Source organism: Pseudomonas sp. GL_135, from assembly GCF_057834665.1.
On sequence record NZ_CM174408.1, the window covers coordinates 3,091,710 to 3,115,181 of the forward strand.

At 62.1% G+C, this 23,472-nt stretch carries 18 protein-coding genes and 1 pseudogene; 9 read left to right on the forward strand and 10 right to left on the reverse strand.

Annotated elements, in window-relative coordinates:
* Positions 1 to 4 precede the first annotated feature (4 nt).
* The 6 genes from imuA to AC3ISG_RS13685 all read right to left on the reverse strand — a co-directional run bounded on the left by imuA (position 5) and on the right by AC3ISG_RS13685 (position 4,736).
* Positions 5 to 622: a translesion DNA synthesis-associated protein ImuA gene (gene imuA / locus AC3ISG_RS13660; protein WP_205487507.1), complete on the reverse strand. Its 618-nt coding sequence runs from the start codon at positions 620 to 622 to the stop codon at positions 5 to 7.
* Positions 622 to 1,239, reverse strand: coding sequence for a transcriptional repressor LexA (lexA, locus tag AC3ISG_RS13665; RefSeq protein ID WP_122537244.1), 618 nt, complete (start codon positions 1,237 to 1,239; stop codon positions 622 to 624). Before lexA ends, imuA begins: the two co-directional genes overlap by 1 nt.
* A gap of 108 nt (positions 1,240 to 1,347) precedes the next feature.
* On the reverse strand, positions 1,348 to 2,151 hold the full coding sequence (locus AC3ISG_RS13670; RefSeq protein WP_489297184.1) for an isocitrate lyase/PEP mutase family protein: 804 nt from the start codon (positions 2,149 to 2,151) through the stop codon (positions 1,348 to 1,350).
* Between the two features lie 76 nt (positions 2,152 to 2,227).
* Positions 2,228 to 2,767 (reverse strand): methylated-DNA--[protein]-cysteine S-methyltransferase, encoded by a 540-nt coding sequence (locus tag AC3ISG_RS13675; protein ID WP_122537246.1) that lies wholly within the window; start codon positions 2,765 to 2,767, stop codon positions 2,228 to 2,230.
* A 140-nt stretch (positions 2,768 to 2,907) separates the two neighbouring features.
* Entirely contained in the window at positions 2,908 to 3,828 is a 921-nt protein-coding gene (locus tag AC3ISG_RS13680) for a DNA-3-methyladenine glycosylase family protein (RefSeq protein WP_489297185.1), read from the reverse strand.
* A gap of 263 nt (positions 3,829 to 4,091) precedes the next feature.
* The gene (locus tag AC3ISG_RS13685) at positions 4,092 to 4,736 is read right to left on the reverse strand and encodes a hypothetical protein (protein ID WP_420793094.1); all 645 of its coding nucleotides are present in this window, start codon (positions 4,734 to 4,736) and stop codon (positions 4,092 to 4,094) included.
* Positions 4,737 to 5,214: 478 nt separating this feature from the next.
* On the opposite strand from AC3ISG_RS13685, the gene AC3ISG_RS13690 reads away from it, so the two are divergent.
* From AC3ISG_RS13690 to AC3ISG_RS13720, 7 genes are all read left to right on the forward strand, one after another.
* On the forward strand, positions 5,215 to 6,201 hold the full coding sequence (locus tag AC3ISG_RS13690; protein ID WP_489297186.1) for an aliphatic sulfonate ABC transporter substrate-binding protein: 987 nt from the start codon (positions 5,215 to 5,217) through the stop codon (positions 6,199 to 6,201).
* 101 nt (positions 6,202 to 6,302) lie between these two features.
* Complete coding sequence (locus AC3ISG_RS13695) at positions 6,303 to 7,076, forward strand: ABC transporter permease (protein ID WP_489299534.1); 774 nt, start codon at positions 6,303 to 6,305, stop codon at positions 7,074 to 7,076.
* A gap of 1,025 nt (positions 7,077 to 8,101) precedes the next feature.
* On the forward strand, positions 8,102 to 9,085 hold the full coding sequence (locus AC3ISG_RS13700) for a LacI family DNA-binding transcriptional regulator (protein WP_489299535.1): 984 nt from the start codon (positions 8,102 to 8,104) through the stop codon (positions 9,083 to 9,085).
* Positions 9,086 to 9,189: 104 nt separating this feature from the next.
* Complete coding sequence (locus AC3ISG_RS13705) at positions 9,190 to 10,011, forward strand: sugar phosphate isomerase/epimerase family protein (RefSeq protein ID WP_489297187.1); 822 nt, start codon at positions 9,190 to 9,192, stop codon at positions 10,009 to 10,011.
* The gene (locus AC3ISG_RS13710) at positions 10,004 to 10,969 is read left to right on the forward strand and encodes a sugar kinase (RefSeq protein WP_205483659.1); all 966 of its coding nucleotides are present in this window, start codon (positions 10,004 to 10,006) and stop codon (positions 10,967 to 10,969) included. Before AC3ISG_RS13705 ends, AC3ISG_RS13710 begins: the two co-directional genes overlap by 8 nt.
* Positions 10,970 to 11,040: 71 nt before the next feature.
* The gene (locus AC3ISG_RS13715; protein ID WP_489297188.1) at positions 11,041 to 12,357 is read left to right on the forward strand and encodes an MFS transporter; all 1,317 of its coding nucleotides are present in this window, start codon (positions 11,041 to 11,043) and stop codon (positions 12,355 to 12,357) included.
* Positions 12,358 to 12,372: 15 nt separating this feature from the next.
* Positions 12,373 to 13,353, forward strand: coding sequence for a 2-hydroxyacid dehydrogenase (locus AC3ISG_RS13720; protein ID WP_489297189.1), 981 nt, complete (start codon positions 12,373 to 12,375; stop codon positions 13,351 to 13,353).
* 314 nt (positions 13,354 to 13,667) lie between these two features.
* Here AC3ISG_RS13720 and AC3ISG_RS13725 read toward each other — a convergent pair.
* A pseudogene (locus tag AC3ISG_RS13725) lies at positions 13,668 to 13,940 on the reverse strand (methyl-accepting chemotaxis protein); the annotation flags it as partial.
* A 509-nt stretch (positions 13,941 to 14,449) separates the two neighbouring features.
* Here AC3ISG_RS13725 and AC3ISG_RS13730 point away from each other — a divergent pair.
* Positions 14,450 to 14,713, forward strand: coding sequence for a DUF1652 domain-containing protein (locus tag AC3ISG_RS13730; protein ID WP_197983975.1), 264 nt, complete (start codon positions 14,450 to 14,452; stop codon positions 14,711 to 14,713).
* Between the two features lie 18 nt (positions 14,714 to 14,731).
* Here AC3ISG_RS13730 and AC3ISG_RS13735 read toward each other — a convergent pair whose 3' ends face one another.
* The gene (locus AC3ISG_RS13735) at positions 14,732 to 17,173 is read right to left on the reverse strand and encodes a UvrD-helicase domain-containing protein (RefSeq protein ID WP_489299536.1); all 2,442 of its coding nucleotides are present in this window, start codon (positions 17,171 to 17,173) and stop codon (positions 14,732 to 14,734) included.
* Between the two features lie 388 nt (positions 17,174 to 17,561).
* Between AC3ISG_RS13735 and AC3ISG_RS13740 the strand changes: the two genes are divergently transcribed.
* The gene (locus tag AC3ISG_RS13740) at positions 17,562 to 18,257 is read left to right on the forward strand and encodes a pirin family protein (protein ID WP_489297190.1); all 696 of its coding nucleotides are present in this window, start codon (positions 17,562 to 17,564) and stop codon (positions 18,255 to 18,257) included.
* A 715-nt stretch (positions 18,258 to 18,972) separates the two neighbouring features.
* Here the strand turns inward: AC3ISG_RS13740 and pgm are convergent.
* Positions 18,973 to 20,616 (reverse strand): phosphoglucomutase (alpha-D-glucose-1,6-bisphosphate-dependent), encoded by a 1,644-nt coding sequence (gene pgm / locus AC3ISG_RS13745; protein ID WP_489297191.1) that lies wholly within the window; start codon positions 20,614 to 20,616, stop codon positions 18,973 to 18,975.
* Positions 20,617 to 20,790: 174 nt separating this feature from the next.
* The gene (locus tag AC3ISG_RS13750) at positions 20,791 to 23,067 is read right to left on the reverse strand and encodes an ATP-dependent DNA helicase (protein WP_489299537.1); all 2,277 of its coding nucleotides are present in this window, start codon (positions 23,065 to 23,067) and stop codon (positions 20,791 to 20,793) included.
* Between the last annotated feature and the right edge of the window lie 405 nt (positions 23,068 to 23,472).

The window sequence follows — 23,472 nt, forward strand, 5'->3', positions numbered from 1 at the left end:
AACCTCAGGCGTCAGCAGTGAACGGAACGGGGGAAGACGGCGCCAGCCCGCCGCGACACTTCAGCACCCGCAACTGACTGGGGCGTGCATCGATCGCAATGCGCAGCGCGGCCGGTGACGGATTGGCCGCCGCCTCATGCCCGCGGCAGGCAAAGGCCAGGGTTTCACCGGTTTCGGCGGCCACCTGCAACCGCCGCAAGGCGCGGTCGTCGACTTTGGTGGGCCAGCACAACACAGCGCCGCAACTGCCCGAACGCAGGCATTGCTCCACCGCCCACAAGGCATCGCGCTCGTTGGCATGAATGATCGACAACTGCTTCAGGTCGATGCCCGCCATCTGCCAGGCCTGGGCATAGGGCAAAAAAGGAGGCGCAACCAGCACGATGCGCTCGCCGCTGTCAGCGAGCCGCGCCAGGGTTGGCCACATCAGCCGCAACTCGCCACTGCCGTTGGCCGCCACCAGCACTTCGGTCATCGCTGCAGGTGGCCAGCCGCCCAAAGGCAACGCTGCATCGAGGGCCGCGTGGCCGGTGGGCTGCGCGGCCACCGAAGCAACCTGCTGACGCCCCTTCCAGACGCGCCGCTCGTCCAGCAGCGCGTCGAGGCTGACCACCGCGCCCATCATTCCCGCCGCACCAGGCCACAGAACACGCCTTCGATGGCGAAGTCCTGGTCGGGCCGCACGATGATCGGTTGGTAGGCAGGGTTGCGCGGCAGCAGGCGCAACTGATCATCGCCGCGCTCAAGGCGCTTGATGGTCACTTCGCCATCCAGTCGGGCGACGATGATCTGCCCGTCGCGGGCCTCGGCGCTTTGCAGGATGCCCACCAGATCGCCGTCGAAGATGCCGTCGTCGATCATCGAGTCCCCGTTCACCCGCAACAGGTAATCCGGGACGCGCATGAAGGTGCGGCTGTCCAGCGTGAAGGTGTCGTGGTGATCGAGATCGGGCCCGATGGGCGCACCGGCGGCCACTCGGCCGAGCACGGGTATGTCGAGCATCTGCGGACGTGGGCGAGTGTCCAGCAGGCGGATACCGCGGGCCTGATTGGCGACGACTTCGATCAAGCCGGCGTCGGTCAGGGCCACGATATGCTTGCGCGCAACACTGCGGGACGCAAATCCGAAGGCCTCGGAAATTTCTGCCAGGCTGGGAGGCTGGCCATTCTGGGCGATGCGATCTCGAATGAACGTGAGGATAGCAGCGCGTTTGGGGGATAGGGTCGTCATGGAGCACATTTGTACTCTTTTCGATTAACCCTGACCAGCGCCTCTTGTCGATCCGGCTGCCATTTTTGTAACAGAGCGGCGAATCCGGGGAATCGCCACCCTGCTCAAAAGCCCTGCCTAGCGCTCAAACAGCGCCTGAATCTGCGGATATGCGAGGCTGGTGTCGGTGACTGTCTCTGAGCGGCCCTCCTGCAGAAAATCCCGCGCCAGTTGTTCAGCCTGTCCCCACAGCGTCTGGGCAATGCTCGACCCGGCGCTCAAACGGCGCACGCCCAACTCGGCCAGTACGTCGGCGGCGGGCAGTCCCTGTCGCGCCAGCAGATTGATGGGCAGACCGATGCCTGCAACGACGGCTTTGATCTGCTCGACATCCACCAGGGCCGCGACGAACAGGCCGTCCGCGCCCGCCTCCCTGTACAGCTGGCCGCGCTTCAGGCTTTCTTCCAGACGCAGCTCATCAGGGACCAGACTCGCCAGGTACACGTCCGTGCGGGCATTGATAAAGACGTCCAGGCCGTTGCGGGCCGCCATGTTTTTGATCGCCTCGATCTTACGGGCGAGAAGCGCCGGCGCGTCGGAACCATCTTCGATATTGATCCCGACCGCGCCGACGTCCAGCACCCGCTTGACGTTTTCCGCGACGGTTTGCGGGTCGTCCGCGTAACCGTTTTCGATGTCGACCGACAGTGGCACCTTGATCACCCGGGCGATGCCGGCCGCAACGCTGACGGCAATGTCGACCGGAAACACCCGGCCATCGGCATAGCCGTGGGCCCAGGCGACCCCGGCGCTGGTGGTCGCGATGGCGGTGGCGCCGAGGCTTTCGAACAGTCGAGCGCTGCCCGCATCCCAGGCATTGGGCAGGCGCAAAACGGTGGATTGGTGATGCAACGAGCGAAACGTCTGAGCGGAACCGGGCATGATCATCTCCATTGAGTCGGTTTCGGGGCGGGTGCTTACTTTTACGGTGTGCGTGTGCGTGATTGCGTGGGCCAGTCTAGAACAGTGACGCCTGGGTCGAAGCCACTGCCTTGACGCGCTTTTCCCGGAGTGCGGGCTGATAACCCTCTAGCGTCAGCAGCAGATGCTTGGCGTCGAGGCCACCGGCAAAACCAGTGAGCGCTCCGGAGCTGCCGATGACCCGATGGCAGGGAGCGATGATGGAAATCGGGTTCTTGCCGTTGGCGGCACCGACCGCGCGCACGGCCGCCGGGTTGCCGATCTGCAGGGCAACGTCGAGATAACTGCGGGTTTCACCGAAGGGAATGCTCAACAAGGCCTGCCAGACTGTCTGCTGAAAGGCTGTGCCATGGAATTCGAGCTCAAGGTCGAAGCGCTGACGCTGCCCGGCGAAGTATTCGGCGAGCTGGCGCTCAGTCCGGTCAAGGATATCGCTGCCGGTGTCTTCGCTCATCGCCCCCAGCAGCACGCGATTCGGGCGGTCGTTTTCCCACAGCACGGCGGCCAGGCGCGGACCTTTGGCGATCAGTTTCAGCTGACCGACCGGGGAATCGATGAAACGGTAGGTGAAGATCATCGTCTGGCTCCTGCTCTGATTTTTGCTGTCGATACGGGCGCGCGGGGGTTATCTGGAATCGTCCGGGCATGGGCCGTACGCCGTCATACTACTCGCGCGCCCCTCCCGAACCACCCGGTTCTTGCGCTCGAACTCCCCGGTCAACCGCCCTTCTGCTTGCCTGCCGCGTCCGCTGCGGAATTCCAGATGTGAATCGCGGCGTAGGCGCGCCAGGGTTTCCAGGCTTCGGCCCGCGCCTTGTGCTGCGGCAAACGGAGCAGCGATGGCTCTTGCTGGGTCATCAGGTTCATCAGCACCAGGTCGGCGGCGGGCCAGGCGTCCGGGTCACGCCAGGCGCGCATGGCAATGTACTCCACGGTCCAGGGGCCGATGCCGGGCATGGCCAGCAGCTGTCGCCGCACATCGCCGAGGTCGCCATGGCGAACGTCAAGGGACAGCTCGCCACTGGCCACCGCTGCCGCGAGACGCTGCAGGGTGTCGACGCGCTTGCCGGGCATGCCGATCTTGTCCAGGTTGGCCTGCGCCAAGGCCTCAGGCGTCGGGAAGCGCCAGGCCAATTGTGGATGCAACCCCTCGTTGACCTGAACCCCGGCGCGCTGCACCAGGCGACCGACAATCGTCGTCGCACCCTTCACGCTGACCTGCTGCCCGACGATCGTGCGCACCGCCAGCTCGAACCCGGAAAACGCCCCGGGCACGCGCAGCCCCGGACGACGCTGCACCAGCGATGCCAGCCACGGGTCTTGCGAGAGGGATTGGTCGATGATGTGCGGTTCGGCGTACAGATCGAACATGTGTGAAACCGGCACGATCAGCTCATCAATGTGCTGACTCACCTCGCCGTGGGCGGTCGCCAGCAGTTGATGCCCGCCCGGCGCCAGTTCCACCGTCAAGGCACCCTGGCTGCCCTTGAACTCGATGTTGCGCAGGTAAACGCCCCCGACCACCGCTTCCACCCCCGCCGTCATCCGCGCCGCGAAGAAATCGAGCATGCGCTGCCAGTCGAACGGCGGATTGAAGGCGATCAGGCGCGAGGCATGGGGCTGGAGAGCTTGACGCATGGGGAGGTGCCGGCAGTCAGGGTCGGCTGACGCTAGCGTAATCGATGGAGGGGCACAAATTTTTCGGGCGGGAACCTGTGATTGAGGGTGAGCAAACCGGCCTATTCCCGGCTGAAGCCGGTCCCACTAAGAGATCGCGTTCTAAGTGTAGGACTGGCTTTAGCCGGGAAGACGTCAGGTGTCACAACGCAAGAATGAGGGTGATCACACTGGCCTCTTCCCGGCTCGAAGTCGGTCCCACTAAGAGATCCGATGGATCCCCATCAGCTCGGGCAGCCCACGGCCCCGCCATCAAGGTTCTGCTTGTAGTTTTCATACTGCAGGGTGGCTTTGCCGTCGTTCCACTTGAGGGTCAGGACCAGCACGGAATCGAAGTCCTCGGCGACCCAGTCGTCGACCAGTTTGAGTTTCTCGCCCGATGCCTCCTGAGCGACTTTGTTGATCAGCTCCGGCAGGTAACCGTGGGACCAGGCGGTGTAAATGGTGGCGTCGTGGTATTTGTCGCGCATCAGCTCATCGGCCAGATCGCCGGTGTCATTGGCGGCGAAGTCGATATTGACCGGCAGGCCCAGCTTGATCGCGCTGGGTCCCACGGTCATGAGCGGGCGCAGGTAGCTGTAGGAATGATCGTGCTCCCCCTCTTCCACATGACGGCTGGGGTTCGCGGCGAAGATGAAGTCGGCCTTGCCGAAGGTGTTCGGCAGCACGGTGGACAGGTCGATGGCGCGGTTCAGGCCCTGGCAGTTCAGCTGGCCCAAGCCGGTTTCGGGCTTCTCGGCGTGGCGCAGAAACACCAGGGTCTGGGTGCCGTTCTTGGGCTCGGCATGCACACCCTTGCCCGCTGCGAACCAGAAAATGGCGGAAGCGATGAGCAGGGTCGGCAATAGAAAATAGGTCATGCGCTGCATCGCGCGGGACAACAGAGGTGGCGTTGAAAGGCTCATATGGGCATGAAATTCTGATGGCTCGTGATGGGCATGATGCCCGATGCAACGTCCTTGTCAGCGTGCGGCTCGGTGCAGTATGGCGAGCGAATATTTCCGTATAACGAATGCCCATCAGATCAGAAAACGCTCAAGAGGTTGCACGCAACCGCATGATTTGCCGAATTAATCGCCCAACGGTCCTGGCCGTGTGTTTCGCAGGGAGTTACCCAGAGCGTAAATAACCCGGCGCAACTGTTTGCCCAGCAACACCTGATCATCAGACTGCTGTGCCATACGCAGCATTAAAAGCCATGAAGTCCTGTGAATCCGGGTCTCCACAGGGCCACCGCCCATGGCACAAAGCCTGCACTGCTCCAATCAAGCTAACCGATTCGCTCCGACTGTCGATGTCGTCTCAAGCAGCCGTACGCAGCTTCCGCCCTTTGATTGGACACTCACCATGACTTCGTTTCCTCGCCTCCCGACCTCGTTAAAAGTACTCGTCGGCGCGCTTGCACTGACCTTGCAACCGCTGGCCCAGGCTGCCGAGGCGCCACCCGCCGAGGTACATCTGGATTACGCCTACTATTCACCGGTCAGTCTGGTGCTCAAGCATTTTGGCTGGCTGGAAAAAGCGCTGCCAACGAGCAAAATCAGCTGGGTGTTCAGCCAGGGCAGCAACCGCTCGCTGGAATACCTCAACAGCGGCGGCGTCGACTTCGCCTCCTCTGCCAGTCTCTCCGCGGTGCTGGCGCGGGCCAACGGCAGCCCGATCAAATCAATCTACGTCTACAGTCGCGCCGAATGGACCGCGCTGGTGGTGCGCAAGGATTCGTCCCTGCAAAACGTCGCCGACCTCAAGGGCAAGAAAATCGCCGCCACCAAAGGCACCGACCCTTATCTGTTTACCCTGCGCGCCTTGCAGCAGGCGAAGCTGACCAAGGACGACGTCGAGCTGCTGCATCTGCAACACCCGGACGGCCGTATTGCGCTGGAAAAAGGTGACGTCGACGCTTGGGCCGGGCTCGATCCGCACATGGCGGCGAGCGAAATACAGGCCGGCTCGCGCTTGCTCTATCGCAACAAGGACTTCAACAGCTTTGGCGTGGTGAGCGTGACCGAGCGCTATGCGAACGAGCACCCGGAAGCGATTAAAACCGTCCTGGGCGCGTACGAAAAAGCCCGGGAATGGTCGTTGAAAAATCCGGACGAGCTGGCGCAATTGCTCGCCACCGAGTCAGGCCTGCCGCTGGATGTCGCTAAGCTGCAGCTGACCCGCACTGACCTCGGCAGCCCGCTGCTGACCGACAAGGACATCACCGCTTCGAAAGCCGCCGCGCCGATTCTGGTTTCTGAAGAGCTGGTGCGCAAAGGCACGAACGTCGACCAGGTCATCGACCGCTTGATCGACCCGGGCTTCGGCAACGCGGTCGTCGCCAAGCCATGAGCAGCGCGCGGGGTCGAGAAGCCGGTGGCAGCGGTATCGAAAGCAGCGTCAGCCCCCAAGCGCAGAGGTTGGAGCGCGAGGCACCTGATGCCCAACCGACTGTGCGGCGAGCACGTGGGAATGGGCGGACCCGCTTGAAGGGTTTTGCCATGCCGGTGGTCATTTTACTGTTGCTGGAAATCTCCGTGCGGGTGGGTTGGGTGCAGTCCTACCAGATGCCGGCGCCCAGTGAGATCGCCTCGACACTGATGGACCTGGCCGACGGCGCGCTATGGAAGCACATCGGCGCCAGCCTGACGCGAGTGCTGTCGGGGTTCGTCATTGGGGCGGGGCTGGCGCTGGTGTTTGCGGCGTGGGTTGGACTCAGCCGCGAGGCGGAAGCCTATCTGGAGCCGACATTCGCCGGCCTGCGCTCTATCCCGAGCCTGGCCTGGGTGCCGCTGTTGCTGTTGTGGCTGGGGATTGGGGAAACGTCCAAGATAGTGCTGATTGCCATTGGGGCTTTCTTTCCGGTGTACCTGAACGGTGTCGCGGCCATCCGCAACATCGACCGCAAGCTGGTGGAGGTGGGCCAGATGTATCGCTTCAGTCGGTGGCAGATGGTTGTGCATGTCTTTTGGCCCGCCGCCTTGCCCGGCATCTTCACGGGCTTGCGATCGGGATTGAGTCTGGCGTGGATGTTTCTGGTGGCGGCAGAGTTGATCGCCGCGACGAAGGGGCTGGGGTATTTGCTGAGTGATGGGCGCGAGACGTCGCGGCCCGATATTGTGCTGACGGCAATCATTGTATTGGCGGTGTTGGGCAAGTTGACCGATGGGGTGCTGGCGATGCTCGAACGGCGGTGTTTGGCCTGGCGGGATAGTTTTAGGGGCTAAGATCAAGGTCAAGATCTAAAGCGTCGGCCTAACGGCCTCGGTTTCGCCTTCGGCGAGTTACTTGGAAAAGCACCCCAAGTAACCAAGGGTGCCTGCTCTCGGTTGGGCCCTTCGTTCCTCAGGGTTCCTTCACTCCGGTCCCGCTCCGTGGGCCCGCTGCCATCCGCCATCCATGGCGGGGGGCAGCTCTCGCCGCATCCATGCGGCTCGGCCCACTCCACGAGACCTCCGTTCAGCCTGCACCAAAGTCGCGTTGTGCGGTGTCTGAACTATCTCGGTTGAAGATCAAGATCAAAGGCTTCCCGGCTAAAGCCGGTCCTACGATTGGACCGCATGCTCTCGCGTGATGATCGTGCCCACGCTCCGCGTGGGTATGCATCCCAGGACGCTCCGCGTCACGTCACCCAGGCCTGAATGCGCGCTGTATTCGAGACGCGGAGCGTTCGGGGCGGCGTTACCACGCGGAGCGTGGGAACAATCAGAAATAGTGGCGGCAACCTCGACTGTAGGACCGGCTTCAGCCGGGAAGCCTTTGATCTGCTTTAAAAGCGCTTTTGATCTTCGTACATAAAATGCCCAGACACCGCCAATCGCGACTTGGGTGCAGGCTGAACGCAGGTCTCGCGCAGTGGGCCGAGCCGCATGGATGCGGCGAGAGCGCCGTCAGGAAATGGATGTCCGTTCGGCGCGGGCCCACGGAGCGAGACAGGAGTGAAGGAACCCGACGAAGTCGGGCCCAACCGAGAGCAGGCACCCTTGGTTACTTGGGGTGCTTTTCCAAGTAACTCGCCGAAGGCGAAACCCGAGGCCGTTAGGCCGACGCCCTAGATCTAAAAAACGCCGCAGGCGAAATATCTGCCGTTAGGCAGATGCTCTAAACGCGATGTTGACGCAACGCACCAATCTGGTGTCTCCTGAAACCGGTTTCAAAGCCAAAGAGCTCCCCCCATAAGCCTGCTGATAAATCCAATAAGGTCCAGGCCGTGAACAGCATTTCCACCCCGACGCCGCGCACCCGCGTCACCATGAACGACGTCGCCGACCTCGCCGGCGTCTCCAAGGCCAGCGTCTCGCGCTTCATCGGCGATGACCGCCAACTGCTGTCCGACGCCATCGCCAAACGCATCGAACAGGCCATCGACACCCTCGGCTATCGCCCCAACCAAATGGCCCGCGGCCTCAAACGCGGCCGCACCCGCCTGATCGGCATGCTCGTCGCCGACATCCGCAACCCCTACTCCATCGCCGTCATGCACGGCGTCGAAACCGCCTGCCGCAAGCACGGCTACAGCCTCGTGGTATGCAACACCGACCGCGACGACGAACAGGAACGCCTGCATCTCGCGGCCCTGCGCTCCTACAACATCGAAGGCCTGATCGTGAACACCCTCGGCCATCATCTCGATGAACTGCGCGAACTGCACCGCGAGCTGCCGATGGTGCTGGTGGACCGCAAGGTCGATGAACTGCACAGCGACCTCGTCGGCCTCGACAACGTCGCGGCGATCCGGCAAGCGCTGGATCATCTGCATAACGCCGGCTATCGCGATGTGCTGATGGTCACCGAACCCCAGGACGGCACCAGTTCGCGGATCGAGCGGGTCGACGCTTTCAAACACCAGATTGCCCAGCGCGCCGACATGCATGGCCAGGTCTGCGAAACCGGCGAGGCGTTGCGCGATCGGTTGCGCCACTTCCTCGCTCAGCAAGGCCCCGGCCCCAAAGCGCTGTTCACTGCCAACGGCGTCGCGACCCTGATCACCACCCGCCAGCTGCATGAGCTGGGCTGCCATCTGTTCAACGAAGTCGGCCTGATCGCCCTTGACGAACTGGACTGGTACCCGCTGGTCGGCAGCGGCATCACCTCTCTCGCCCAACCCACCCATGAAATGGGCATCACCGCTTTCGAGTGCCTGCTCAATCGCCTGCGCGGCGATCTGGAGCCGGTGCGGCTGTACGACTTCCCTGCGCAATTGATCGCGCGGGGCTCGACCCGACGACAGACCTGACATCCCACACAGATACCGCAGGTCAGGCCCTGCACACTGACGCGAACTTTTTCTCGGTTCGCTCGTTCGAACAAAAATGTAACCGGTTTCAGAGGACAATAATAATGACCCTACCATCCGTTGCCATCAGCCTCGGCGCCTTCGGTGCAGACCTTGTACGCGAGCAAGGCCAGGCCAGTTTCATACCTCTACTCGTCGATGCCGGCGTCAAGCGCATCGAGCTGCGCGAAGAGCTGTTCAGCCCCAGCGTGGATGCCCAGGACTTTCCTGCCCTCGCCCGTGCCATTCAGGCTCAAGGCTTGGAGTGCCTGTACTCGGCGCCCCTTGAGTTGTGGCTCGAAGGCGACACGCAACCGAACCCCGAATTGAAACCGACCCTGGAGCGCGCCACGGCGTGCGGTGCGTTCTGGCTTAAGGTCTCGCTGGGCCATTTTGGCGAACATTGCGATGTCGCCGCCCTCGCCGATCGTCTTGCGCCCTACGACGTTCACGTGCTGGTGGAAAACGACCAGACCAAGCAAGGCGGCCGCATCGAGCCCTTCGTGCAGTTCTTCGCGCAGATCACCGCGCTGCAAATGCCCATCGGCATGACTTTCGACATCGGCAATTGGCGCTGGCAGGAACAGGCCGCCAGCGACGCCGCGCAGCAGTTGGGTCGTTACGTTGAGTACCTGCATTGCAAAGCGATCAGGGTAAATGCAGCGGGCAAGCTCATTGCCGTGCCGCCAGCGCCCGCCGATCTGCAAGCGTGGGAGCAGCTCATCACGCACATGCCGGTTAACCTGCCCCGCGCCATCGAATACCCGCTGCAAGGCGATGACCTGCTGCAGGTGACGCGCCAGCAGGTTGCCCTGCTCGCCCGCCTTGGCCAGTCGCGATCCACTCAATCGAACGCGACCGACGCGGAGGCGCTGAGCCATGTCTGAGATCGATATTCTCTCGTTCGGCGAAACCATGACCATGCTGGTGGCCGAGCAAACCGGGGATCTGGCGCAGGTTCGCCACTTCGAGAAACGCATCGCTGGCGCTGACAGCAACGTGGCGATCGGTCTGTCGCGGCTGGGCTTCAAGGTCGCGTGGCTGAGCCGGGTCGGCAACGACTCCATGGGCCGCTTCGTCACCGACAGCCTGCAACAGGAAGGCGTCGATTGCGCTCACGTTACCGTGGACGCCGCGCACCCCACCGGTTTTCAGTTCAAGTCCCTGGAGCTCGAAGGCGCCGACCCGGTGGTCGAGTACTTCCGTCGCGGCTCGGCAGCCAGTCACTTGTCGGTCAACGACATCGTCCCGGAACTGCTCAAGGCGCGGCACTTGCACGCCACGGGGATTCCGGCGGCGCTGTCCGACACCTGCCGGGAGCTTTCCCACGTGCTGATGACGCAAATGCGCGAGGCCGGTCGCAGCGTGTCGTTCGACCCCAATCTGCGGCCTTCGCTGTGGTCGAGCCAGGCGACGATGATCCGCGAAGTGAATCACCTCGCCAGCCACGCCCACTGGGTCATGCCGGGCCTGGCCGAAGGTGAGTTGCTCACCGGTTTCGACACCCCGGCGGACATCGCCCGCTTTTATCTGGACATGGGCGTCGAGGCGGTGATCATCAAACTCGGCGCCAAGGGCGCGTATTACCGCACCCAGCTCAATGAGGCGTTCTTGCCCGGCGTGCCGGTGGCCGAGGTCGTGGACACGGTAGGCGCAGGCGACGGTTTTGCGGTGGGCGTGATCAGCGCGCTGCTGGAAAACCTCGGCTTCGAACAGGCCACTGCCCGGGGCAACTGGGTCGGCAGCCAGGCTGTGCAAAGCCGTGGCGACATGGAGGGCCTGCCCACCCGCGCCGCACTCGACGCCGCCGACGTCTCGGCAGGCGTGCGACGACAGAGCGCCTGAACGCTCGCTTTCACACACACCGAACCTGCATCACCTGCTGCGACAAAAACAACATGCTCAGGGAGCCTGAAATGGAAAAGCTGCTCGAATCCGTCAAACACGCCGGCCTCAAACGTCGCTGGCTTTTGATCATGCCCATCGTCTTCATCACCTACAGCCTGGCGTACCTGGACCGTGCCAATTACGGCTTCGCCGCTGCGTCGGGGATGGCCGAAGACTTGAATATCACCCCGGGCATGTCGTCATTGCTCGGTGCGTTGTTCTTCCTCGGTTACTTTTTCTTTCAGGTGCCCGGCGCCATCTATGCGCAGAAAAAAAGTGTCAAGAAACTCATCTTCGTCAGCCTGATTCTGTGGGGCGGCCTGGCCACCCTGACCGGCATCGTCTCCAACGCCTACATGCTGATCGGTATCCGCTTCATGCTCGGCGTGGTCGAAGCGGCCGTCATGCCGGCCATGTTGGTGTACCTCTGCTATTGGTTCACCAAGGCCGAACGCTCGCGCGCCAATACCGTGCTGATCCTCGGCAACCCGGTGACGATGCTGTGGATGTCGGTGGTGTCCGGCTATCTGGTGGCGCACTTCAGCTGGCGCTGGATGTTTATCGTCGAAGGTTTGCCGGCGGTGATCTGGGCATTTATCTGGTGGCGTCTGGTGGACGAGCGTCCGGCCCAGGCCAAATGGCTGACCGCTGAAGAAAAGACCGAACTGCAATCGCGCCTCGACGCCGAGCAGGTCGGCATCAAGCCGGTCAAAAACTACGCCGAAGCCTTCCGCTCGCCGCGCGTGCTGCTGCTGGCCGCGCAGTATTTCTGCTGGAGCATTGGCGTTTACGGCTTCGTGCTGTGGCTGCCGACCATCATCAAGAAAGGCATGCAGATGGACATGGTCGAAGCCGGCTGGCTCTCGGCCCTGCCCTACCTGGCCGCGGTGATCGGGATGGTGCTGGTGTCGTGGGCGTCGGATAAAACCCAGAAGCGCAAAGCCTTTGTCTGGCCACCGCTGCTGCTGGCCGCCGTCGCGTTCTACGGCTCCTACGCGCTGGGCACCGAGCACTTCTGGTGGTCGTACTCGCTGCTGGTCATTGCCGGCGCCTGCATGTACGCACCCTATGGTCCGTTCTTCGCCATCGTCCCGGAAATTCTGCCGGCCAACGTTGCGGGCGGCGCCATGGCATTGATCAACAGCCTCGGGGCGCTGGGCTCGTTTGCCGGCTCCTACCTGGTCGGTTATCTCAACGGCGTCACCGGCACCTTGAGCGCTTCATACCTGTTCATGAGCGGCGCGCTGCTGGTGTCGGTGGTGCTGACGCTGCTGCTCAAACCGGACAGCAAGGCCCGGCCGCTGAGCGATAAGCCTGGCGTTGGTCCTGCGCCAGCCCACTCCTGATCGGGAATCCTTTCGATGACTCACCATGTTGTGCTGTACAAAAAACTCTCGGCGCCATTGATGGAGCGCCTGCAAGCTCAGGCCGAGGTCACGCTTATTGAAGACCCGAAATCCAGCGACGGCCTGGCACGCCTTCGCGACGCCCTGCCCCATGCCGACGCCTTGCTGGGCGCGAGCGTGAAACTGGACGCCGAACTGCTGGACCTGGCGCCGAAGCTCAAGGCGGTGTCCAGCGTTTCGGTGGGCGTCGATAACTACGACATCGAGTACCTGACGCGGCGCGGCATTCTGCTCACCAACACCCCGGATGTGCTGACCGAAACCACCGCCGACACTGGCTTCGCGCTGATCATGGCGACGGCCCGTCGGGTGGTGGAGCTGGCCACTCTGGTCCGCGACGGCCAGTGGCAGCAGAACATCGGGCCGAAGCATTTCGGGTCCGATGTGCATGGCAAGACCCTGGGCATCATCGGCATGGGCCGGATTGGCGAGGCGGTCGCCCAGCGGGGCCATTTCGGCTTCGGGATGCCGGTGATCTATCACAGCCATTCACCGAAGCCGACCGTGGAGGCGCGATTTGATGCCCGTTATCGCAGCCTGGAAGACCTGCTGCGCGAAGCGGATTTCGTTTGCCTGACCGTGCCGCTGACCGCCGAAACCGAGGGGCTGATCGGTGCCGAGCAGTTTGCGCAGATGCGGCCGGAGACGATCTTCATCAACATCGCCCGGGGCAAGGTGGTGGACGAGCAGGCGCTGATTGCCGCGCTGCAGAACGGCCAGATTCGCGCGGCGGGTCTGGATGTCTTTGAGCAGGAGCCCGTGAATCCGGACTCGCCGCTGTTGAGGATGGACAACGTGGTGGCGACGCCGCACATGGGCTCGGCTACCCACGAGACCCGCGAGGCGATGGCCCGCTGTGCCGTGGATAATCTGCTGACGGCCCTGGCCGGGGAGCGACCGAAGAATCTGGTCAACCCCGGTGCCTGGAAGAACTGAACAGCATCACATGCGGGAGTGACCGGGGGGCGCTCCACCTTGCTCGCGAAGACTGAGGTACATCCGCTGAAGATTTAGCGGCTTTGCGACTCTATTCGCGAGCAAGCTCGCTCCCACAAAATTGAGATCAACTCAAGATTTTGGGCACGCCGCAGGACTTGCGCGGGTGACCGGGGTGGCGCTCCACCTTGCTCTCGAAGACTGGGGTTCAGGCGTTACAGATTTAGCAGCCCTGCCACTCCCTTCGCGAGCAAGTTCGGCCCCACACGATTGCGCCAGTCGTTGAGACTTGTGACCCTCGACAAATCAGCCGCTTAAATCACAAACCGCGCCACCATCGCCTTCAGATCCACCGCCAGTCTCGACAGCTCATGGCTGGCGGCGCTGGTCTGGTCTGCCCCGGCCGCCGTTTGCGGGGCGAGGTCGCAGATGTTGACCAGACTGCGGTCCACCTCCCTCGACACCTGTGCCTGTTCTTCCGATGCACTGGCGATGTCCAGGTTGCGTTGGTTGATCTGCGCAATGGCTTCGCTGATCACCTGCAGCGCATCGCCCGCCGAATTGGCCAGGCTCAGCGTGGTGCGAGTACAGTCAGTACCGAGAACACGCTTAAACCAATAACCAGTGTGGCAATAAAAGCGAACCCGAGGAATGCGCGAGACGCGATGTTCATGTTTCTTATCGACATGAACGATCTCTCTGGAAGGCTGATGCTGCACCGAGTCTGATTATTGACGTTCGCCTTGCTATGGGCAGCACCTTAACTTTCATGGGGGGCGCTTAAAGCGGTTTGAGATATATATTTCTGCCAACCCACTTTTACCCAGAGGTATTAGATCGCTATAACGATTCAGCGCTTTGTTAAACGATGAACCTGTATATAAGCGATTCCTGACAAAGATCATTACAAAATGAAATTCTCGGTTCTGTAGGATTTATTTCCCGACACTGTCAGAACTCGGTGCTACCTTTACCTGACTCGTGGTCTGCGGGTCAGGCTTCATCACGCGACGTGTCGATCGCCGAAGCCTGAACAGACCTGCCGTTTTCCTACCCTGCGGAGCTTGTGAAGTGCTCGATTGAACGAGGTGGGTCCATGAATAAAGTGACATTCCCGAACGCCTGCCAGCTGATGCGCTGGCATTTTCATCCGGTGGGCTTCGAAGCCAACATGGATGCGCCCGGCAGCATGGTGGCCCGCCTGTTCGACAGGGCCAGCGGCGAGACAGTGATCGCGATCGCCGCCATCCCCTGCGCCACGGTGATGAATGCCACAGATGTTGAACGCATCATCGAAGCCATTGAGCTTGAGGTGGAAACCTTCATTCCGAGGCGCTCGCTGTACCTCAATCGGGCCTGAGCGCCTGTGCGTTTCAACTTATTCAACTGAAGTGCTGAGAGATTCGCCGGATGAAGTGCCAGGGCAAGAGGCCCCTCGGCGATCATCGAAAAACGCCTTGTCCCCCGCCACCCGGGCCGACGCACGTGGGATGTTCCCATCGTCATTGCCAGCAGACTCAATGAACCAGTAGCAGTGGCGAACGGCGCGAGTGATGGCCACGTACGCCAGACGCAAGACCTCATCTTTCTGCGCGTTGTCGAACGCTTCCAGATCCCCTTCCCGGCCCAGCCCCGCCAACTGATAGACCTGATTCTTGTACGGCGATTGCGTCAGATGCTGGCAATCCCCAAGCAGAAACACCGCGTCGGCCTGTAGGCCTTTGGCGCTGTGATAGGTCAGTTGCTTGAGGCGACGGTCCTGGGGTGGCAGCCTGAAGTCGGCATCGGCGAGGGCCTGCAAGGCTTCCGGCAAGCGGCTGCGTTCACTGCCTTTGCGGTACAGCAGCAGCACCGAATCGCCGGCGTGGTAGTGCTCGGTCAGGCTGGCCAGCAGCCGGTCGTCGTCGCGGTCGAGCACGGTCACCGGCAGCAGCTCCTGCACCGGGCCGCTGGCGCGGGCTTTCTTGCCGCTGATCGCCGGTGCCGCACGGACGATGTGTTCGGCGGCGTCGATGATGTGCTGGTGGCTGCGGAAGTTGTCGCTGAGCATGACCTTGGTGGTCGCGGGCGAGGAAAACTCCTTGGGGAACTCCATGAAGAATTTTGGCGAACTGCCGCGCCAGCCGTAGATCGATTGCCAGTCATCGCCGACGCAAAGCAGCGATGAACGCTGGGCACCGCGCCCCACATGCAGCGCCGGGCCACGACTGCGTATCTCCCGCAGACTGGCGCGGATCCACGAGACGATCTGCGGCGAGACGTCCTGAAACTCGTCGATCATCAAATGCGACAGCGGGCGCAGCCCTGCATCGCTGACCAGCTTGAGGTTCTCCGGCGAGTTTTCGCCAAACAGCGAAAACATCCGGTTGTAGGTCATCACCGGCGGTGACTGGTCCAGCAGGTGATTCTCGAAGGCTTTCCAGAACAGGCTCAGCGCTTCGAAGAAAAACCGGTCAGGGTCCTGCTCGGAAAAGCTCATCTGCGCCACGGCGTTCGGCACATCCAGCCCGAGGTTTTCGATGAAACTGGCGGCTGCCACGAAACAATCCAGCAGTGGCGCCGCGCTCAGCTCGCCTTTGACCTTGTAATCGAAGCCCGGCCCCGCCACGGCCGCGCCGGACAACGACTGCATCATGCCCCGCGAGGCCTGGTAGTTTTCCAGCCAGATCACCGGCTTGCGGCAGAACGCCTGGAACAACGTGCGCTTGATCACCCACTCCGCCCACACCGGCAGCTTGGCATCCGGGCGGCGCAGGTGCTGGTCTTCGCCGGGGTCGAAGCCGAGGACGATCCAGGCATCCAGCTCGGCGGCATACCCGTGGACGTGGAAGCTCAGGCCGCTGACCTCGACGGTCTGGCGCATCGGCTCGACACCCTGAATCGGCCAGGCGCCAGCGCGAATCCACAAGTCTTCGATGATGTCGCACAGCTCCTCGTCGCGCTTGGACGACAGGCCCATCACGGTGATGCGTTTCTGCACGTCCGGGTGATCGCGGTCCAGCTCCTTCAGTTGCAGGGACTGCCGGTACAAAGGCGCCATGACATCGCGAAAACGCGGGCTGGCGGCGTATAGATCGCGGTAGCAGAGGTTCAACTGATGGCGCTGGGCGTCATTGATGCGCAGGTCGAAAGGGTTGCTGTCGGCGCTGTCGTCGAACAGCTGGCCCGACTGGCTGCTGAGGTTCTCGAAGGCCTGCAATTGCTCGAAACCCGGCAGGCTGCGGACCAACGGCAGAATGCGCGAATGGAACGTGCGCACCACCTCGCGGACCTGACGCAGGGTCAGCTCATGGCCCCACAGCGCCATGATCTCGACCAGCTTGTTGATGAAGTCCTTGCGCGATTCGCGGGTGAAGGTCACCACGGTCATCGAGTCCAGCTCGAAGCCCAGGTAGTGGTTGAGCAACAGCACGCGCAGAACCAGCGACGTCGACTTACCCGCCCCGGCGCCGGCAATCACGTAGGTCGAGGGTGTGTCGCTGAAAATCATTTTCCACTGCGCGGTGGTGGGTTGCGCGTGAGCGGCCAGCTTCTCGGCGACGTCCGCCTTGATGCGCTTTTTCAGCTCGTTGGTGAGGGGCAGGCGCCAGTCGTCGAACAAGTGATCGTCAACCCTCGGGCCGCGGTGCTCCAATGGCCGCGTGTCGCGGATCACCAGCACCTGCCGACCTTCTTCGATGCCATCGAAGCGGCCCTCGTTGTAGCCCTCGTTCACGCCTTCGGCATGGCCGTTGAGATAACCATCGGCATGACCCTGCTGCCACGACGGGACGTGCTGCGCCTGCATGCGCGACAAGCCGCCTCCGATCATGCGAGCCATTAGCCGTTTGAAGAACGGCAGACGTTCGGGGACGTTCAGGTCAGGCGGCAGCTGGTGGGAGGGCTGGCTGGAAGATTGAGGGGGTAGCTCGGCGGAAAAATCGTGAGGCACGCGGGCTCCGGGTTTCGGCGTTATCGACAGGGCGCCTATGGTCGCCCCATTCGTCATTCAGCTCCAGTGAAATGCTTTCACGTCAGGGAGTTAGCCGATCAAGGGCAGAGGGTTTGTAGCCCGCACGAACGTGCAAGCATCGAATTAACCGATTGTAATCATGCAGAACTTACGCTTTTTATCGATGATAAGTTGATAGATCATTGCCCCATCGACTGACAAGTCATCACCAGCGGCGCCCTGCCACAGGCCCGGCCCTGCTACGGAGGAACTGATCATGCTGCAACTTCGACCTTTCAAATCCCTTGGCGGCGCAGACCACGGCTGGCTGAATGCCCATCACCATTTCTCGTTCGCCAGTTACTACGACGAGCGCCGGATGAACTGGGGCCAACTGCGGGTCTGGAACGATGACGTGATCGAGGCCGGCACGGGCTTCCCGCGTCACCCTCACCGGGACATGGAGATTATTACCTATGTGCGTGAGGGCGCCATCACTCACGAGGACAGTCTGGGTAACCGCGGCCGTACCGAAGCGGGCGATGTGCAGGTGATGAGTGCCGGCACGGGTGTGGCGCACAGTGAATACAATCTGGAGTCGAAGGAGACGCGGATTTTCCAGATCTGGATCATGCCGGACGAGGTCGGTGCTCCGCCGTCCTGGGGTGCCAAGCCGTTTCCGAAAGGCGACCGCGAAGGCTTCGTGACGCTGGCGAGCGGCAAGGCGGACGATGACATCGAGTTGCGGATTCGGGCCAATGCCCGGTTGGTGGCGGCGAATCTGAAGGCCGGTGAGACGGCTGAATATGCCTTGGACGCTGGCCGCCGGGCGTATCTGGTGCCTGCCACTGGTGTCATCGAGATCAACGGTCTCCGTGCCGAGGCACGGGATGGTGTGGCGGTTGAGGATGAGCGTGTGTTGCGGGTGACGGCCATCGAAGACAGCGAGATCGTCCTGGTGGATGTGGCTTAAAAAGCCGTAAATCAAGATCAAGATCAAGATCAAGAGCGTCTGCCTGGGGGCAGACGTTTCGCCTTCGGCGACTTACTTTTGAAAAGCACCAAAAGTAAGCAAAAGTGCCTGCTCCTGGTTTGGCCCCTCGTTCCTCAGGGTTCCTTCACTCCGGTCCCGCTCCGTGGGCCCGCCGCCATCCGCCATCCATGGCGGGGGGCGGCTCTCGCCGCATCCATGCGGCTCGACCCACTCCGCGAAACCTCCGTTCAGCCTGCACCCAAGTCGCGTTTCGCGGTGACTGGACCCTCTGTGTACAAAGATCAACAGCAGATCAAAGGCAGATCAAGGGCTTCCCGGCTGAAGCCAGTCCTACAAGACACCGCGTGCTTTCAGTGGGACCGGCTTTAGCCGGGAAGCCTTTGATCTTGATCTTCGTACGCGATAGGTCTAACACCACAAATCGCGACTTTGGGTGCAGGCTGAACGCAGACGACGCGCAGTGGGCCGAGCGGCATGGATGCCGCGAGAGCGCCGGCAGGACAGGGATGTCCGTTCGGCGCGGGCCCACGGAGTGTCGTCGAAGTGAGGGTATTCCGACGCAGGAGGAACCTAACCAGGAGCAAGCACCCTTGGTTACTTGGGGTGCTTTTCCAAGTAACTCGCCGAAGGCGAAATGTCTGCCGTTAGGCAGACTCTCTCAGCCGCACCACGAACTCAGGGTCGACACAAAGCCTCAAGGCGCTATCGCGCCGTCAACAAGCACTTGTGCCTCAGCCACCAGGCGCTTGAGGTGATCCTCGCCCTTGAAGCTCTCGGCATAGATCTTGTAAATATCCTCAGTGCCCGACGGCCGCGCCGCGAACCACCCGTTCTCGGTGATGACCTTCAAACCACCAATCGCCTGATCATTGCCCGGCGCCTTGCTCAGGATGCTTTGGATCTTCTCCCCCGCCAGCTCCGTCGACGTCACCTGCTCCGGGGACAGCTTGCTCAACAGCGCCTTCTGCTCGAAGTTGGCCTTTGCCTCGACGCGGGTCGACACCGGCTCGCCCAACTCATCGGTCAACGCCTTGTACATCTCGCTCGGGTCGCGACCTTTGCGTGCGCGGATTTCCGCCGCCAGCAAGGCCGGAATCAAACCATCCTTGTCCGTCGTCCAGACCGTCCCGTCGCGACGCAGGAACGACGCACCGGCACTCTCCTCACCGCCAAAGCCCAGCGAACCCTCGTACAAGCCTTCGGCGAAGAACTTGAAGCCCACCGGCACTTCGTAGAGGCGGCGGCCCAGACGCTGGGTCACGCGGTCGATCATCCCGCTGCTCACCACGGTCTTGCCGACGGCTGCATCGGCGCGCCAATCCGGACGGTTCTGGAACAGGTAATCGATGGAGACCGCCAGGTAGTTGTTCGGCGCCAGCAGGCCGCCGGTCGGCGTCACGATGCCGTGACGGTCGTGGTCGGGGTCGCAGGCGAAGGCCACCTGGAAGCGGTCCTTCAGACCGATCAGGCTTTGCATCGCGAAATTGGACGACGGGTCCATGCGGATCTTGCCGTCCCAGTCCACGCTCATGAAACAGAAGGTCGGATCGACGAACTTGTTCACCACTTCCAGGTTCAGCCCGTAGTGCTCACCGATGGCCGACCAGTACCGCACGCCTGCCCCGCCCAACGGGTCAACGCCCAGATGCAGACTGGCACCGCGGATGGCGTCCATGTCGATGACGTTTTTCAAGTCCGCGACGTAAGTATTGATGTAGTCGTGGCGATGGGTGGTGTCGGCGCGCAGGGCTTTTTCGTGGGTGATGCGCTGGACGTTGACGATGCGCTCGGCCAGCAATTCGTTGGCTTTGTTCTCGATCCACTTGGTGATGTGCGAGTCAGCCGGGCCGCCGTTGGTGGGGTTGTACTTGAAGCCGCCACTTTCAGGCGGGTTGTGCGAAGGCGTGATGACGATGCCGTCGGCCAGACCGGTCGTGCGCCCGCGGTTGTAGCAGATGATGGCGTGGGAGATCGCCGGCGTCGGGGTGTATTCGTCACCCTCGGAGATCATCACGTTGACGCCATTGGCTGCCAGCACCTCCAGCGCCGAAGCGGCCGCCGGGGTTGACAGGGCGTGGGTGTCGGCGCCGAGGAACAGCGGGCCATCGATGCCGTTGGCCTGCCGGTACAGGCAGATCGCCTGACTGATGGCCAGCACGTGCCACTCGTTGAAGCTCAATTCGAAAGAGCTGCCGCGGTGCCCGGAGGTACCGAAGGCAACCCGCTGGGTCGCCACCGACGCGTCGGGCTGGCCGGTGTAATAGGCCGTCACCAGACGAGGAAGATCGACCAGCAATTCTGCAGGCGCCAGTTTGCCCGCGAATGGACTGATACTCATGCGAAACCTCCGTGGATGAAAAATAGGAAAAGACAAAAAAGAAAAGGTCCCGACCCAGCGGGAAACAACCTGAAACGCCGCCTGAAATGACAGTGCCGCGGCAGTTTACTGGCAGTTGGACCGTGCCGCTCGGCTATCGATCCGTAACGTCCTGAGACAATTAGCTGAACCACGTCATAGCTGCCACCACGCCGGCAACAGCTGTTGAATCTTGCGCTCAGCAAAGCGATCGTCGATCAGCACTACGACACCGCGATCGTCCAGGCCGCGAATCACTCGGCCCGCGGCCTGTACCACTTTCTGCATGCCGGGGTAGAGATAGGTGTAGTCGTAACCGGCGCCGAACAACAGGCTCATGCGCTGCTTGAGTTGCTCGTTGACCGGGTTGATCTGCGCCAGTCCCAGGGTGGCGATGAACGCCCCGATCAACCGCGCTCCCGGCAGGTCAATGCCCTCGCCGAATGCCCCGCCCAGCACCGCAAAACCGATGCCCTGACTGTCCGGCGTAAACCGCTCGAGAAAGGCCTGCCGTTCCGCCTCGGCCATGCCCCGGGATTGCTTCCACACCGGCACATCAGGGTGGCTGCGCTCCATTAGATCTGCCACTTGCTGGAGGTAATCGAAGCTGCTGAAGAACGCCAGATAATTACCCGGCCGCGCCTCGAACTGCCGCGCCATCAGCTCGACGATGGGCGCCAGCGAGGCCTGCCGATGGGTGTAGCGGGTGGAAATGCGGCTGACGATTTCCACATCCAGCTGCGAGCGTTGGAACGGAGACTCGACGTCGACCCACGCCGTGGTGTCGGGCAGGCCCAGCAGGTCACGGTAGAAGTGCCGTGGATTGAGGGTCGCGGAAAACAGTACCGCGCTGATCGCCGCGGTCAGGCGCGGACGCACGAAACCCGCCGGCACGACATTGCGCAGGCAGAGGCGCGACAGCGACTTGCTGCCCAGCTCACGCTTGCTGATGTCGAACAAAAAGTGCTCGTCGAACAGCTCGGCAATACAACCGAACTGGATGGCCTCGAAATAGAAGCTTTGCAGCTCACCGTTGGCCGCGTGGGGGTGCTCGTTGAAATAGTCGCCGAACGCCGTGATGCACAGATTGAGGCTGTTCAGAAACTTGCCGGGCGTGGCGGCGTAGGCCTGATACGGCGCGACTTGCTCCTTGTGCAGGGCGTTCCAGTCGCGGTTGAGCCGCTGCAAGGCTTTTTTCACCGGCTCCGGCGCGCTCTGCCGCACCTGATTCATGCTGTACTGATCGAGGGTTGCGCTGTACATCGACCGCGTCCGCTCGACCATGTTATGCGCCTCGTCCACCAGCACCGCGACGCGCCACTGATTGAACTGACTGAGCCCGAACAGCATGCCGCTGAGGTCGAAATAGTAGTTGTAGTCGGCGATCACCACGTCCGACCAGCGCGCCAGCTCCTGGCTCAGGTAATACGGGCAGACCTGATGGCCCAGCGCAATCTCACGCACGCCTGCCTGATCAAGCCAGGGCTTGATCATCGCCTCGCTGCGCGCCGCCGGCAGCCGGTCGTAAAAACCTTTGGCAAGCGGGCATGAATCGCCGTTGCAGGCCTTGTCCGGGTATTCGCAGGCCTTGTCCCGCGCCACCATCTCCAGCACCCGAAGGCTCAGCTCCGGGGCACTTCGCCCAATCACGCTAAGCGCATCCAGCGCCAGCTTGCGTCCCGGCGTCTTTGCAGTGAGGAAAAACACCTTGTCCAGTTTGCGCGTCGGCGCGGCCTTGAGCATCGGGAACACCGTGCCGATGGTCTTGCCAATGCCGGTGGGCGCCTGGGCCATCAAACAGCGTCCGGTGCTGACCGCCTTGTACACCGACTCGGCCAACACTCGCTGCCCGGTACGAAAACCGGCGTGGGGAAACTTCAGGGCGGTGAGCCCACGGTCTCGGGCGTCGCGATGGGCCAGTTCCTGCCGCGCCCACTGCAGGAAGATTCCCGCCTGAATTTCGAAAAACGCCTGTAACTCGGCGGCCGTGAAACGCTGCTGAATGAGGGTTTCCTGCTCACTGATGATGTTGAAATACACCAACGCCAGATTGACCTCGGCCAACTGCATTTGCTGGCAGAGCAACCAGCCATACACCTTGGCCTGGGCCCAGTGCAGCTGCCGATGGTTGGCGGGCAGGCTGCTCAGGTCGCCGCGATAGGTCTTGATCTCTTCGAGCTGGTTCAGCGCCGCATCGTAGCCATCCGCCCTGCCCCGAATCCTCAGCTCATGAAACACCCCGCTCAACGCCACCTCAGCCTGATACTGCGGCCCCCGCCGCGCCGCCACCGTCCGATGCCCGGCAATCCCCTCCTGCGCCGTGGGCGACGGGGTAAAGCGCAAATCCAGATCCCCCGCCTTCGCCGTGAACTCACACAACTCCCGCACCGCGACCCGATAACCCGTTTCAGGATCGACAGCCGCAACCGCCACAGTCTCGACAGAAACTGCGCGGTTATCGGGGGAAATAGTGGAAATGGAAGTCACTGAAAAGGCTGGCCGTCAATCGGAACACTGGACGGACGTACAGATAACAGCTCAACGCGATCGAGGCAAACGGAAATGGATTGGCGGCCGGATTTCGGCGCGAGCGTGGGGACGATCAAATGGGGGAGTGTCAGCACTGACGCCTTCCCGGCTAAAGCCGGTCCTACAAATGCACCGCGCACGCCCCGTAGGACCGGTTTCAGCCGGGAAGCTTTTGATCTGCTTTTGATCTTCCTACGCAAAAGGCTCAGTCACCGCCAATCGCGACTTGGGTGCAGGCTGAACGCAGGTCTCGCTCCGTGGGCCGAGCGGCATGGATGCCGCGAGAGCCGCCCCCCGCCATGGATGGCG